Annotated in this window: 9 protein-coding genes; 4 read left to right on the top strand and 5 right to left on the bottom strand. The window is 59.4% G+C overall.

The genetic code is table 11. The features are described 5' to 3' along the window. Positions 1-26: 26 nt before the first annotated feature. The 5 genes from C8R31_RS04505 to C8R31_RS04485 form a co-directional block, all read right to left on the bottom strand. Positions 27-1,271: an EAL domain-containing protein gene (locus tag C8R31_RS04505; RefSeq protein WP_107692889.1), complete on the bottom strand. Its 1,245-nt coding sequence runs from the start codon at positions 1,269-1,271 to the stop codon at positions 27-29. A gap of 56 nt (positions 1,272-1,327) precedes the next feature. Beyond that, complete coding sequence (locus C8R31_RS04500; protein WP_107692888.1) at positions 1,328-1,723, bottom strand: VOC family protein; 396 nt, start codon at positions 1,721-1,723, stop codon at positions 1,328-1,330. 120 nt (positions 1,724-1,843) lie between these two features. Continuing rightward, complete coding sequence (locus C8R31_RS04495; protein WP_107692887.1) at positions 1,844-5,959, bottom strand: PAS domain S-box protein; 4,116 nt, start codon at positions 5,957-5,959, stop codon at positions 1,844-1,846. After that, positions 5,956-7,227: an ABC transporter substrate-binding protein gene (locus C8R31_RS04490; protein ID WP_107692886.1), complete on the bottom strand. Its 1,272-nt coding sequence runs from the start codon at positions 7,225-7,227 to the stop codon at positions 5,956-5,958. The genes C8R31_RS04495 and C8R31_RS04490 overlap by 4 nt, the downstream gene beginning before the upstream one ends. Positions 7,228-7,631: 404 nt before the next feature. Continuing rightward, a complete protein-coding gene (locus tag C8R31_RS04485; protein ID WP_107692885.1) occupies positions 7,632-8,564 on the bottom strand; it encodes a histone deacetylase family protein in 933 nt (310 codons plus the stop codon). A gap of 380 nt (positions 8,565-8,944) precedes the next feature. Between C8R31_RS04485 and C8R31_RS04480 the strand changes: the two genes are divergently transcribed. From C8R31_RS04480 to C8R31_RS04465, 4 genes are all read left to right on the top strand, one after another. Further along, on the top strand, positions 8,945-11,086 hold the full coding sequence (locus tag C8R31_RS04480) for an EAL domain-containing protein (RefSeq protein WP_107693445.1): 2,142 nt from the start codon (positions 8,945-8,947) through the stop codon (positions 11,084-11,086). A 263-nt stretch (positions 11,087-11,349) separates the two neighbouring features. Further along, complete coding sequence (locus C8R31_RS04475; RefSeq protein WP_107692884.1) at positions 11,350-13,512, top strand: hypothetical protein; 2,163 nt, start codon at positions 11,350-11,352, stop codon at positions 13,510-13,512. Positions 13,513-13,744: 232 nt separating this feature from the next. Next, positions 13,745-14,764 carry a class I fructose-bisphosphate aldolase gene (locus C8R31_RS04470; RefSeq protein ID WP_107693444.1) on the top strand — a complete coding sequence of 340 codons (1,020 nt, stop codon included), beginning with the start codon at positions 13,745-13,747 and terminating at the stop codon, positions 14,762-14,764. A gap of 37 nt (positions 14,765-14,801) precedes the next feature. Next, complete coding sequence (locus tag C8R31_RS04465; protein ID WP_107693443.1) at positions 14,802-15,128, top strand: DUF190 domain-containing protein; 327 nt, start codon at positions 14,802-14,804, stop codon at positions 15,126-15,128. Positions 15,129-15,167 lie beyond the last annotated feature (39 nt).

Genomic DNA, 15,167 nt, shown 5'->3' with positions numbered 1-15,167 from the left:
GCCGGTCGGGTGGGCTATTCCTGCGTCTATTCCTTCGTACCTTCGCGCGTCGGCAGGGATGAGAATAACTCATTCCGCACCCGTTCGCGCCAGCTTTCAACCCACCCCGGCAGATCCGCGGGCAACATGGGACGCGACATAAAATTTCCCTGGGCCAAGTCACACCCGGTGCTGCGCAGAAGCTCCCAGTCGTTGCGATCCTGAACGCCTTCCGCCACCACTTCCATTCCCAGCTGCCGTGCCAGGGACAAGCTCGCGTCATACATGGCGCGCAGGGTCTCATCTGCCCATGCGCCGTGCACGAAGCCCTGGTCGATCTTCAGTTCATCGAACGGAATATCCCTCAGCTGAGCCAGCGAAGAGTGCCCGGTGCCGAAATCGTCGATGGACAGACGGAAGCGCTTCAGGCGCAGCCGGGTGAGGATCTCCAGCGGAGCGCGCGTGTCCTGCATCAGCTTTGTTTCCGTCACTTCCAGCACGATGCCCTGCGGCGCGATACCGGCTTCTGCCGTCAGCTCAGCGACAAAATTGAGAAAGTCCAGGGATGCCAGATTATCCATGGACACGTTCACCGCGACCCGCAAGGGTAGCTGCGCCTCGCGCCAGATTTTCGTCTGCTCGATCGCCCCGGCGAATACCACCCGTGTGAGGGCGTCGATCAGGCCCCCGGCTTCGGCCACATTGATGAACTGATCCGGAAAAACGATACCATCGACCGGATGCCTCCATCTCACCAGCGTCTCGACGCCGACCACGTCGCCGGTGGCAACCGACACCTTGGGCTGGTAATAATTGATCAGCTCGCCGTTGTCGATCGCGGCCCGCAACTCATCCACGCTATATGCTTTTTTCGCCGGTCCACCGGTACTGGTTGCGGAAGGGACCCATGTCTCGACCAGTGCGGCCAGGGCCTCAGGCTTGACCGGCTTATGCAGGTAACCAAGTATGGGAATATGATGGGCCTGAACCAGTTTCTCGGCGGTTCGCAGCATGCGCTCATCTTCCCCGCTGACCAGAATGAGGCTGCCCTGGTAGTGCAGGCCGACCAGGTGCCTCACGAACTCGATCCCATCCATTTTGGGCATGTTAAGGTCCAGCAGGATCACATCCGGCCCCCCCTGCAGGCCGGCAATCCGGTCCAGCGCAGCCTGCCCGCTGTCGCACAGCGTGACATTGGTAAAGCCCGCGTTTACGAGCACGCGCCTCAGCAGCTTCAGCATGAAGGACTCATCGTCCAGTACCAGAATTCTGATTTCCGATCTTTCAACCATTGCTTTTATCGCCTGAATTACGCCGACCGCGAAGCGACTTCGGCTTGAATGAATTATTAGACGGCATGGTTGAGCTGCCAGGAAACACCAAAGCGGTCACTTACCCAACCAAACCGCTGGCTAAAACCATAGTTGCCCAGCGGCATAAAAACCTTGCCTTCATCCGACAGTATGTCAAATGCACGGTCAAGCTCCTCTTCAGTAGAGAATTCCACAAAAATGGAGCTTGAAGGTGTAAACGTAAAATCATGTTTGACGGGACTATCCGAACACATGAACTCGCGGCCACAGAGAGCAAAAACTGCGACTTTGACTGTATGGACAGGGCCGGGCTCGCCTTGCCCGTAGCGCTCAACGCGCATAATGCGGGAATCAGGGAGAGTGGCGACGTACAGATCCATCGCGGCTTGCGCGTTGCCCGTAAACATCAGGAACGGCCTGGCAGTTGCCATCAAGTACCCCCAGAAGTCGATTGCCGACTCACTTTATGTTATTCGTTGACGGGAAAAAAACCGCGATGTACCTGGTGGAAGCACGGTGGAACCCACGTCCGACCCTACCGAGAACGCCTATTATGCCAATGATTCGATATATTTATCCACGGTCGCCAACTCCAGTTCAAAACGCGACAAAAGCGAATTCAACGCCGCGGCATCCCCCGCCTTTCCCGCCCGCTCCATCTCTGCGCACAACTCACCCAAGCCCAGGGCGCCGACGGAACGGGCCGACGATTTAAGCTTATGTGCGGCGGCGGCAGCCGGCACGGTATCCCCCGCGACGATGGCAGCACGCAGTTCGGTTCCAATTTTTGCCGCACTGATGCGGAAGTCCTGTAAAAATTCTCCAATTACCGCAGGGTCATTCCCGACCAACTGTTCCAGAACCTTCACGTCTACCGGTTTTTGCAAAACCGGCGTTGCCGAAGGAGTCGCAAGTTTGATCAGCTGAGCGGTTGCGGCTACTGGTGGCATCCATTTTTGCAGTATAGCTTTTAGATGCGCAAGCTGCACGGGCTTGCTCAGGTAATCGTCCATGCCCACCGCACGGCAATGCTCGGCCTCTCCCTTGAGCGCATTTGCGGTAAAAGCGATAATGGGCGCGCGGCGCACCTCCCCCTCCGCCTGACGGACAGCCGCCGTTAATTCGTAGCCGTCCATCTCCGGCATGTGGATATCAGTCAGCAGCAGGGAGTAGTTCCCGCTTTTCCAGCGTTCCAGCGCTTCGCGGCCATTGCTGGCAATGTCTGCGGCATATCCCAGCAAGGTCAGCTGTTGCCGGATCACTTTCTGGTTGATTTCATTATCCTCCGCCACCAGAATGAGCCTGCCCTCGCTCATGGCCTGCTCGCGCGATGGCACCGCCACCGCCTCCACCTGCTCGGGCGGACGCACTTCGGCTTCTTCCTGCAGACGTCCCGCCGCAAGGGCGACCGCCCGCAGGAACGCGTCCCGATGCATGACATCTCCGTCAACCGTGACGGTATCCACGGTTTCGGTACGCTCGTGACGGCGCCGCCCGCGCCTGATCACAACAAAGCGCGGTTCGATGTCGGGCTGATGATGCCCATGCTCGAGCACCACGAAGTGGGGATCGACGTCGGGCCGGGCATGGAAAGCGGCGCGTACAGTCTCGAGTGGCGGAAGGTCGTGTCCCGCATCGATGATGACCAGCCACAAGCCGGGGGGAAGTTTCCCGATCCGTTTAGTTGCCTCCGCCACATCCACCGCCCGCTCGGCCGTCGCCCCGCTATATGCCAGATAGATCGCCAGATCGTCCGCCAGCCCCTTCGGGTCGCCGATGACGAGACACGAGATCCCGGTCAGATCCACAACCTTGCTCGCGGCGGGGGCGGCAAGCGGAGACGTAAACGGCAGACGCACCGTGAAAACGGACCCCTCGCCCAGCGCGCTCGTCACGCTGACCGACCCCCCCATCAGTTGAATCAGATGATGGGAGATTGCCAGCCCCAGGCCCGTCCCGCCGAACCGGCGGGTGGTGGATGCATCGCCCTGGGTAAAGGAGGTAAAAAGCCGCGACTGGGTTTCCTCGTCCATCCCGATGCCGTTATCGATAATCTGAAACTCCACCGTCGCCTGGTCGAGGCTGCGCTCCATCAGCACCGCGCGCACGGCCACCCGGCCGGGCTCCTGCTGGCCGCTGGAGAATTTGATCGCGTTGTTCGCTAGGTTGACCAGCACCTGGCGCAGGCGCAAGGCGTCGCCCCGCACCTCGTCGGGTATCGCCGGGTCCAGGAACATCGTAAGTTCAACGCCCTTTCTGACCGCCAGGCTTTCGAGCATGCCGCATGCCTTTTCCACCACCTTTGCCACCGACATGGGGGCCTGCTCGATTTCCAGCCTGCCCGCCTCGATTTTGGAAAAATCAAGAATATCGTCGATGATCTCCAGCAGGGCGAAGGCCGACTCCCGGATGAGATCGACCATCTCCGTCTGGTAACCACTGAGGCTGGTTTGCTGCAATACGTCAGCCATGCCGATCACGCCGTTCATGGGCGTGCGTATTTCATGGCTCATGGCGGCAAGAAAGATCGATTTTGCCTGATTGGCCTGTTCGGCGTCGAGGCGTGCCTGCTGCAACTCCTTAAGGATGCGCGTCCGCATGCTGATGTCGATTGCAGAAGGAATTATTTTCACGACCCGGCCTTTGGGGTCGAGAACCGGCACCAGCATGCAATCAGCTGTCATGAGACCGCCATTGGCAATGCGTATCTCAACGTCACGGCGAACTATTTCCCCGGCTTGCGCCCGGTTGATGTCTTCTCGAATCTGGGCCTGCACCTCCGGCTTGTAGGAAAACCATCCCGTTTCGTCCAGCGTCTTGCCAATGACATCCTGGCTCCGCAGGCCGCCTACCTCCAGTGCGGTACGGTTGATATCCACCACGACACCATCAGGGGTCATTTCGCCAACAAGCGCGGCTAGGTTGTCCACGATGGCGCGAAAACGCTGCTCGCTGCCGCGCAGCGCCTGTTCCACGCGCTTGCGTTCGCGGATATCGCGCAAAACGCCGGTGAAATAGCGGTTTCCGCCGACGAAATATTCGCTCACCGCGACATACAGGTCGATGAGCTCTCCATTCTTGTGCCGCCCTTCGACCTCCCGGCCCATGCCTATGTTATGCATGCCCTCGACTTCAAGCGAGAGGATATGATCGAATTCGCAGCGCCCTCGCCCGGTGCGGTAATACCTGTTGATGTACGAGTCGTGGCTGCTCCGATGGGGTTCGGGCATGAGCATGGAAATATTCTGGCCAATCACCTCATCGCGCGTGTATCCAAAAAGTTTTTCTATTACCGGATTGACCGACCGGATGATGCTCTTGTCGTCGATAGTGATGATGCAATCCACCATATGCTCCACGATGGAGCGCATTTCCTCTTCCTTGCTGACCAGGATCGCATTGGCGCGCTCGAGGTCAGCGGTTCGGACTGCCACCCTTTCTTCCAGTTCCTGGTTGAGTTGCCGCAGGTTGTTTGCGGCAATGTCGCGCTCGCGGTTGCTGGCGTTGAGGCGCTCGGTCATGGTATTGAAAGTCCTCGCCAGCTGCCCTATTTCGTCCCATCCTTCCACCGGCACGCGCTGCTCAAGGTTTCCCGCCGCAATGTGGCGGGCGCTCTGGCTGAGATTTTTCAACGTGGTGACGACGCGGCGGCTGAACAGGAGTGCGCCGAGTACAGCCGCAACCAGGGTCAGACCGGAGATCAGCAGGCCGAAGGTGCGCACGCGCTGCATGAACGCAAACACCTCGTCCGCATCCATCTTTACCTCGATGCTCCAGTTCATGCGCGGCAGATATCGCCATGCCGCCACCACTTCCTTCCCGCGGTAATCCGTTTTCAGGCCACCCCCGCGCTCGCCGTGCAAGCCACTCTCTACCGCAGCCGAAGAAGGCGGGTTATTGAGCGGCACCTTGAACTCCAGCGCCGCATTGGGTTCATGCTTGAGGGGAGCCATCACCAGGCCGGTGCGTTCATCCAGCAGTCGCGTCAGCACCGTTTCGCCGCTCGCCCCGAGCCCGACGTTGTCCGTCACCACCTGGAAAACGCGCTCGCTGTAGATCTGCAGCGCCAGCACGCCCTCAAGCTTGCCCTGAATCACGATCGGGAACGCCATGAACGCAGCGATCTTGCCATGGGATGGCGCATAACGTTCAAAATCGGAAACGCCGTCCTGTAGGGTGTTCAATGCCTGGCGGGTCACCATGCCCAGGCCGGTGTTTCGAAACGGACCGGTGATCAGGTTGGTGTCAAAGTCGGCCTCATGAGCGTCGGTATAGACGATTTGCCCCTGCCGGGAGATCAGGAACAGGTCATAATAATCGGCTTCCTCCACAAACCGTTTGAAGTGCTCGCGATAGCGGGCGTCCAGGCGATGATAGGCATCCGAGTTCACGCCCCACCGGGCATGGACCTCGGCAAACTCGCGCACCGCCTGGCGCGTGGTGCTTGCCGTCTGTATGACACGCGCATCGAGGAGACGCTCGCGCAGATAACTGTCGATCTGCTCCGCTTTCATATCGGCCATCGCGGAAACCTGCCGGATGGCGGTTTGTTCCATCTCGGTTTCAAAAGTCCGAAGCAGCGTATACCCGATGACCAGGATAGGCAGCAGGGAGACCGCGACAAACCAGACCGCGAAGCGCTGCGTGAGTGAGGTGAACCGCATCATGTTTTCGGCTCCCCAGCCAACCCGAGCGACTTGAGCAAAGAATCCCACTCTTCGCGCGACCGGTACGAGGGAAATGGCGAAGGCTCAAGCGGCCGGCCCGATTCCCAGACGATGTCAAACTGACCGTCCGGGCGCGCCCGGCCGACCCGCGCCACTTTCCATGCATGGCGCGTAACCGGATCGAGCGAGACCACACCCTCGGGCGCAGGCAGGCTTTGGCGCAAGATGATGCGCTGCACGCGGGTCAGCTCGCCGGAACCTGCTTCCCGCGCCGCATCAATCCACATTTTCATATTGACATAAGAAACTTCCGCCGGGCTATCGACCATGGCCTCGGAACCGAAACGCTTGCTGAACCTTTTCAAAAAAGCCTGGTTCTCGATGGTAGGAACAGTCTGGAAATAATTCCGCGCCGCAAAATGGCCGGCCATCCGTGCGGTATCCTCGGCGGTCAACACCTCGGTGATGCTGAACGAGAGCACGGGAACCTTGTCGGCGGTGAGCCCCTGCTCCCGCAGCGCGTTAAAGAATGCGGCATTGTCGATGCCGCTGATGGTATTGAGCACAACGTCCGGTTGCTGACGGGCGATATCAGCTACCAGGTCGTCCATTGCAGTGCTCTTCAGTGGCTCATAGCGCTCGCCCACCACCTCCGCGCCGTGCGCAGCGAGTAAATCCTTCATAAGGACATTCAGCACGCGCGAAAAAGCGTAGTCCGAGCCGGCCAGATACACCCGTTTACCCCCTCGGCTCGGCCCCCCGGCCCTGCTGAGATTTTCCAATGCCCAGTGAACCGCCGGCATGACCAGCTGATTGGGTACAGCGCCGCCGTAAATGATGTTCGGCGACTGTTCCATGCCTTCATACCGCAGCGCGTAAAAGAGCAGGTGGCGATGCTTCTCGACGACCTGCCCCACCGCTTTCCGGCACTCCGACGTCCAGCATCCGAACAGGGCCTCGACATAGTCTTGCGTGATCAGCCGCTCCGCGTCCTGGGCGCAGTCATCCGGATCAGACCCGCAATCGATTACCCGAGCTTCTATTTTCCGTCCGTTTATTCCGCCGGATGCATTGGCCTCGTCGATGGCAAGCTGGATTGCATTCACTAATGGCCTTTCGCTCACGGCCATCGGACCCGACAGTGAATGCAGTACGCCGACCCTGATGCTGGTCTGCGCGCGAGCGTTGTGATGCCATATGACGAAACCGACGCCCAGCAGAACAATCAGCAGAACAAGGGCCACGCCCGACTTATAGCTGATCTTCACCGCGTGTTTTCCGCCATGACCATGAGGTGCCGGTTGAAAGGCTGATAATCAAAGTCTGAATAACCTTGTGGTGAGTACGTCCTTATCATAGACACAATGGTCGTGTTGCGAAACAGATCGGTAAAATTAAAGAAGAAACGCTAATAATCCCCAGCCAACCCACTTATAACCTCTTGCGCCGCGTAGATCCGCCATGGGTTCCCGTCTGAGGCCTACCTTTAATCGAGGCCCGTTCGGATTCTGGTTCTGGTTTGGCCCTTAAGTTGTGCTGAGGTTCCCCAAGTTCCTTCAGGTTCCACGCCGCATGCGGCGTGGCGCGCTGCATCAGCGCGGCACCGCTCTGGTTCATTTATAAGGAGGGCTCGGGGAACGACCGGGAACGGCGGGGAACGGCCGGAGCATGCTCATGGAGCATTCAGGGCCTGCAGATGAGCCGCCACGCTCCGTCGCAGCGCCTTCAGGTGATAGCCGCCCTCGAGAACCGATACCACCCGATCACCGGCAAAGCGGCTGGCAACTTCCCGTATTATCCGGGTTACCCAGGCGTAATCCTCTTCCACAAGATTCAACGAAGAAAGATCATCGTCTCTATGCGCGTCAAAGCCGGCCGAGACAAACAGCATTTGCGGCCGGAAGCGCTCCAGCGCGGGCAACCAGAACTCACGCACGGCGGCGCGAAACAGCTCGCCCCCGGCGCCAGCCGGCAGCGGGATATTGACCATTCGGTCGGAGCGCCCCTCGAGGCCCTGGTAGGGATAGAAGGGGTGCTGGAATGTGGAAACCATCATGACCCGCGCATCGTCCCGAAAAATATCTTCGGTGCCGTTGCCGTGATGCACGTCGAAGTCAGCCACAGCGACGCGCTCCAGCTTATGTGCCTCCAGGGCGTGCGCCACTCCGACCGCGACATTGTTGATAAAGCAAAAGCCCATGGCCTGGCTGCGTTGCGCATGATGGCCCGGGGGACGGATGCTGCAAAACGCGTTATCCGCCTTCTTTTGCACTACGAGGTCCGTTGCGAGCACGACCGCGCCCGCCGCTCGCAACGCCGCCTTCATGGAATGGCGGTTCATCGCGGTGTCAGGATCGAGATATGCCCCGCCGGTTGCAGATGCGCGCAGGCTTGCTGCCTCCAGCATTTTGATGTAACCGGGTGCGTGCACGCGCTGCAGTTGCTCGAGAGCTGCCAGCGGCGCAAGATGACGTTCCAGTTGCGGCATAAGGCCGCATGCCAGCAGTTCATCCTCTATGGCCTGTAGCCGGGCCGGGGATTCAGGATGATATGGACCGCATTCGTGCAACAGGCAGTCGGGGTGCGAGATGAAAGCGGTACGCATCGATGTTTTTCAGGCGGCAGACCCGTGGGCTGACATTGAGCTCACCCGGGCGGATGTTGTTCTCGCGCTCGATCTTCCTCTGAAATTGAACCACCGTCCAGTCCGTGATAATCTCGAGTGCAATTTCTAAATCGGCCCGCCGCGTGCGCGTTGCAGGTAGAATCAGAAAAAAAGAAAAGGCGCGCGAGCAGGATCCCTGACTCGGTCTGCGATCTCCCCAGGGATGGCGGGAAGGTGCCCCCGGCGGGCACCTTCCTCCGAAGATGCTGCTCCGCCCGCGGGCTCGCATCCGCTCGTCGCCTTTCGCGCATTCTGTTCGGCAATGCGGAGGTCTCGCGGTCGTCGGTATATTTATCGCTTCCCTAACATCAGGCGTTGCAATGTCACTTTTTCGACAACTCTGGCTGGCCGTCATTCTGGTTACGCTGACAAGTTTTTCCGGGAGTATTTCGGTAAGCCTGCTCAGCACCCACCGCTATCTGGAGCAGGAGTTGCACCGAAAAAATGTCGATACCGCCAATGCCCTCGCTCACTCCATTTCCCGTCTGGGGAAAGACCCGGTCACTGTCGGCCTGCAGATCGACGCATTCTTCAGCAGCGGCCAGTACGCGACGATTTCAATCACGTCCCCAGATGGCAAGGTCATCATCGAACGGGTGGCGAACCCGGTAGCGACCGGTGTTCCGGATTGGTTCGTCGAACTCTTCCCCATCAGCGCCCCCGCGGGACTGGCCCAGATTCCCGATAGCTGGATCAATTTTGGTGTGATAAAAGTCGTGAGCAGCGCCAGTCTCGCCCATCAGGCCCTATGGGAGCAGACCGAAACCCTGCTGCGCTGGTTTCTGGCTGCCGGCATCCTCTGCGGATTTATCGGCATGCTGATACTGCAACGTATCAATAAGCCGCTGGCCGCGATGGTTGCCCAGTCCGAGGCCATTCTTGACCGGAGCTTTCTCACCGTCTCCGAACCGCGGATTGCCGAGCTGCGTACTATCGCACGCGCCATGAACGACCTGGTAAGACGTCTGCACAACAGAACCCTTGAGGAAGCCTTGCGGCTGGACGCGTTTCAGCAGCAGATCAACCACGACCCCATCACCGGACTCTCCACGCGCGAGTATTTCATGGACCGGTTCGGTAAATTGCTGGATGTTGATGAGACCGGGCCAGAGGCGCAGAGTCAGCAGGCTCCGCAGACGCAGGGCGATGCTGATACCGTGCCTGCTGCCGGTGGCGAAAGCATCAGTGCAGGCAGTGGGGCTAATGGCGCAACTGGCGAAGAAGCTCCGGCGAGCGATGGCGGGCATCCCGTTTCTGCCGCGAACACGGGTACCACCCCAGTCATTCCGGATGAGGCAGCAGGCGGCGTACTCTTCCTCATACGCCTGCATGGGCTGGAGCAGATCAACCAGAAGCTTGGCTACAGACAGGCAAACAGGCTGCTGCGGCAGATAGGCGATCTCGTCAGCAGGATTGCCGGCGAAGGGGGTGGCGAGCCCGCCGGTCGCCTCGCAGCGCGCCTGAACGGCTCGGATTTCGCCCTTATCGTCCCGCATATGGAGGATGCAACGGAATTCGCGAACCGGTTGATGGGCGAGCTCGCCGCGCTATCGTCTCAGCTTAGCCCTGACTCAGCCAACCTCTACCACATCGGCGCCATTCATTATCATCGGGGGGATAAACTGGGTGACCTTCTCGCCAAGGCAGACAGCGCGCTGGCGACGGCCGAGCGAGCGGGCGCCAATGCCTGGCATATCAGCAATCCCTTATCCGCAGCCGCACCTGCTCGCGATATCAGCAACTGGCGCGATATCTTCGGCGAGGCGCTCGCCCAGGATCGCTTTAAACTGGTTCTCTTTCCCGTGGCTGGCGCCGCTGGTGCCGTGTTGCACCAGGAAGCCTTCGTGCGCATGCAAGCCCAGCCTGATGGGGGCTGGCTTGACGCAAGCGATTTCATCACTATTGCGGCGCGCCTCAACCTGACCGGCGCGCTCGACCTGACGGTCATCCGTCACGCGCTCCAGCTGCTGGAGTCGAGCACAGACGACCTGGCGATCAACCTGTGCATCGAATCGGTCGCCGCCCGGGATGATCGCGACAGGCTCGTAGAGTTGCTGCGCCAGCACTCCGGCCTGTGCTCGCGCCTCTGGGTCGAGGTGCCGGAGCAGGGGGCGTTCGGGAATATTGAAGCGTTGCGGGATTTTTGCCAGATCTTCCGGGAACTCGGATGCCGCACCGGCATCGAGCACTTCGGCCACCACCGGGATGAGTTTGGGCAGTTGACCGGCCTGGGCCTGCATTATCTGAAGGTCGATCCCAGCTTTGTGCACGGCATCAATCAGAACAAGAGCAATCAGAAATTCCTGAAAGGGTTATGCACCCTGGCTCGCGGCAACGGTATCATGGTCATTGCCGGCGGTGTCCAGACCGAAGCAGAGGTGAAAACGCTCACAAGACTGGGATTCAAGGGATTCACCGGGCCCGGAGTGAAGCAAGCACCGCCGGTTCCCTCCGTACCTTGACGTTGCTCCCTGACTCTGCTCGTCCATCAGGTCTTTATCGCCTGCTTGCAATACTCGCGCGCTGCATCTATAAAACAGGAATGCCGGGCACGTCCATAATGGCATAACCGGTATCACCGCAGGCTTTACCTGGACCTTTTCAAACCCCAGCGTCAGCGTCGGGCTAGGGAATTGGCGCATCCGGGATTATTCCAGGACTGCGTGACAAGAAGCGGCGGAAACAAGCGCTGTTTGGCATAATCAATAAAAAAGAAGGATAAATCATGGCCACGCCCTCACTCCTACCCCCACACGCATGGAATTTTTTCCGCGCCGGTGGTTTCGACCAGGTGCAGATCGATACCGGCGCCGACTTGCTGGCATTAAAAGAGCTGGATCAGAAGCTATGGGTGGCGCTGAGCTGCCCGACAAGGGGCATAGAATTCGATACCAGGACGCTTGACCTGATCGACACTGATGATGATGCGCGCGTGCATGCAAACGAAGTGCTGGGTGCGATTGGCTGGGCAGGCGGCTTGCTGAGAAACCCCGATCTGCTGGTGCAAGGCGGAGATAGCCTGGCGCTTTCGGAAATAAACGATAGCACCCAGGAAGGCCGGCAGGTGCTGGCTTCGGCGCACTACATCCTGAAAAATCTGGGCAAACCCAATGCCGCCACCATTTCCATGGCGGACATGGCTGATATCGAAAAATTCGTCGCCGGGCTGGAATTCAACGGCGATGGCATCATTTCCGCCGCGCGCATTGCCGACGAGGACGTGCGCGCAACGGTCCTGGACATGATCAAATGCCTCGGGCCGGCAGTCGACCTGAGCGGAGAGCCCGGCGTCAACCAGGAAATGAGCGATGCATTTTTCGCGGAAGTTGCCGCCTACCTCGGTTGGCAGGCCAAAGCGGACGGGGACGCAAATATCCGTTTCGTTGGGGAAAAGACCAGCGCCGCGGCGGATGCGTTTCACGCGGTAAAGGAAAAAATCAGCGACTACTTCACACGCTGTAGCCTGGCTGCTTACGACGTACGCGCTGCCGTGCCGCTCAGCCGATCCGTGGAAGATTACCAGGGCATTGCGGCCCAAACGCTGTCCACGGATAGCAGCGATATCGCCAATTTCCCTCTGGCGACAGTGGAGCCGGACAAACCCCTGCCGTTGGTTGCCGGCATCAACCCAGCGTGGCAAAAACCGATCGAAGCGTTGCGACAACTCGTCATCATTCCCCTGTTCGGCAAAAAGGAAAGCCTGTCGAGGTCGGAGTGGGCAACGCTTTGCGCCCGATTTGAGCCATTCGAGGCATGGCAGGCGGCCAAGCCCGCGGGCAGCGTCGAGCAGCTGGGCCTGGCGCGTCTGCGCGAGATCGCGGCCAGCGACCATCGGGACGCGATCGATGGGTTGATCGGACTGGATAAATCGGTGGAAACCGAGGTAAAGGCAACCCACTCGATGGAACGGCTGCTGCGCTACCGCCGCGATCTGTACAAGCTGGTGAATAACTTCGTATCGTTCCGCAGCTTTTACACCGGACGGGAGAAGGCGATATTCCAGCTGGGAACCCTTTATCTCGACGGCCGCAGTTGCGATCTCTGCGTACGGGTCGAGGATATCGCCAAGCACGCGGAATTTGCCAATATGAGTGGCTTGTACCTCGCGTATTGCGATTGCGTGCGCAATGGCGGCGCGGAGAAAATGAGCATCGCTGCTGCCTTTACCGCCGGCGATTCGGACTTTCTCATGGTGGGCCGCAACGGAATTTTCTATGATCGCAAGGGCAATGACTGGGACGCTTCCATCGTGCGCATTGTCGACCACCCCATCAGTATCCGGCAGGCGTTCTGGTCGCCGTATAAAAAACTGATCAGGTTCGTCAACGATCAGTTACAGAAGCTCGCCGCAGCCAGGGCCGCGGCGGCGGATGCAAAGCTCATCCAGACCGCCGTCGCCACCAGCACGCCTGTGGTGGCGGGCGCTCCCCCGCCACCGCCGAAGCCACCTTTCGATGTGGGCAAATTCGCCGGTATTTTTGCCGCGATCGGGCTGGCACTCGGCGCCATCGGCGGTGTGCTCGCATCCATTGTCGGCGGAATACTGGGGTTGAAATTCTGGCAGATTCCGCTGGCCATCCTCGGCGTCATCCTCATCATTTCCGGTCCGGCAATGATCATTGCATGGTTCAAATTGAAAAAACGCAACCTTGGCCCCGTGCTGGACGCAAATGGCTGGGCGATCAATTCGAGGGCGCTCATCAACATCTCCTTCGGCACCTCCCTGACTAAGCTCGCCCGCCTGCCGGAAGGCTCGCATCGCTCCCTGACCGATCCCTACGCCGACAAGAAACCGGTGTGGCCGTACTATGTCATCATCGCCGGGGTCGTCGTTGCCATTATTCTCCTATGGCTGATGGGCCTGTTCGACGGGCCTCGAACGCCTTAAACAGCACTGCGCCCGACTGCAGGGCCGCGTGTCGGGGTCCCCTGTTGATTGCCCGCAAGTCTGGGCATGCGACCGGTGCTTGGTCTATATTGACTCTATCGGCCGCTGCCTGCTTTCTCCACCCCAGAGCGGACAACGATCAGGAGCGGCTGCGATGGCCGGATTCAATCCATCGCCATGCTGCCATCTTCCGGAAATATACAATGGGGCGGGTCAAGAGGAGGATAAGCCAATGAATATCCATGAACTCAGGTCAACGGCTGAACAAATCGTCGCGCCGCCGAAAGGGATTCTGGCGGCGGATGAAAGCGGTCCGACCATCAAGAAGCGCTTCGAACCGATCGGGGTGGAATCGACCGAAGAAACCCGCCGGCGGTATCGCGAAATACTTTTCACCACCGAAGGCATCGAACGTTATATCAGCGGCGTCATACTTTATGACGAAACGCTACGACAGAGCGCCAGCGATGGCACGCCCTTCCCGAAACTTCTCTGGAACCGGGGCATCCTGCCCGGGATCAAGGTGGATAAAGGCGCGAAGCCGCTCGCATTGCAACCCGGCAACAAAGTGACCGAAGGACTGGATGGCCTGCGCGACCGCCTTGCCGAGTATAAGCAGCTCGGGGCGAGGTTCGCCAAATGGCGGGCGGTCATCGACATCGACGAACGTGACGTACCGTCCGCCTGCGCCATCCACGCCAATGCCCATGCCCTGGCGCGTTATGCAGCCCTGTGCCAGGAAATCGACCTGGTGCCGATCGTCGAACCCGAAGTGCTCATGGACGGCGCCCATGGCATCGAGCGATGCGAAGCGGTCACCTCGCAAGTGCTTGAATGCGTCTTCGCCGAACTTGATGCTCACGGAATCCTCTTCGAAGGCATGCTGCTCAAGCCGAACATGGTGCTTCCAGGGAAGAAGTGCCCGCAGCAGGCCAGCGTTCCCGAGGTTGCAGAGGCCACAGTGCGCTGCATGCGGCGCTACGTCCCGGCAGCGGTGACTGGCATTGTCTTCCTGTCGGGCGGCCAGACCCCCGAGGATGCGACCGACCATCTCAACGCCATGAACGCGATGGGGGAACACCCATGGCAGCTCAGTTTCTCCTATGGCCGCGCGCTGCAGGAGCCGGTTCTCTCCACCTGGCGGGGACGGGACGAAAACGTTGCCGCTGCGCAGCGTGCCTTCTCCAAGCGTTGCCAGCTGAATGGCCTGGCTCGCGAAGGCATATACAGCCGCGCGATGGAAACTGCCTGAACCGGCATTCACCCCGACCGTAAAAGCCGATGGGACAATGCAAACCGCACACGGAACATACCTGAAGTTCTACGTAAGCGAATACCGCGAACACAAGGGCATTCTGATGTTCGAATGGCTGCTTGAGCGTGGGCGCAAGTTCGGCCTGGAGGGGGGCACGGCGATGCGTGCCGTGGCCGGTTTCGGGCGCCACGGCACGCTGCATGAAGCAACTTTTCTCGAACTCGCGGCGGACCTCCCGGTGGAAGTAAGTTTTATCCTGACCGAAGATGATGCCGCGCTTTTCCTCGACTTGCTGGAAACGGAAGCTATAGACCTGTTTTATGTCAAATTTCCGGTCGAGTATGGGTTTCTGCCGGATTGATCGTACCTTTCGAGCTCGGCCCATCGGTCAATAGCAAAG

The sequence above is a fragment of the Nitrosospira sp. Nsp2 genome (assembly GCF_003050965.1).
In the GTDB taxonomy this organism is placed as follows: Bacteria; Pseudomonadota; Gammaproteobacteria; order Burkholderiales; family Nitrosomonadaceae; genus Nitrosospira.
This window is presented reverse-complemented; position numbering and strand designations above follow the sequence as displayed.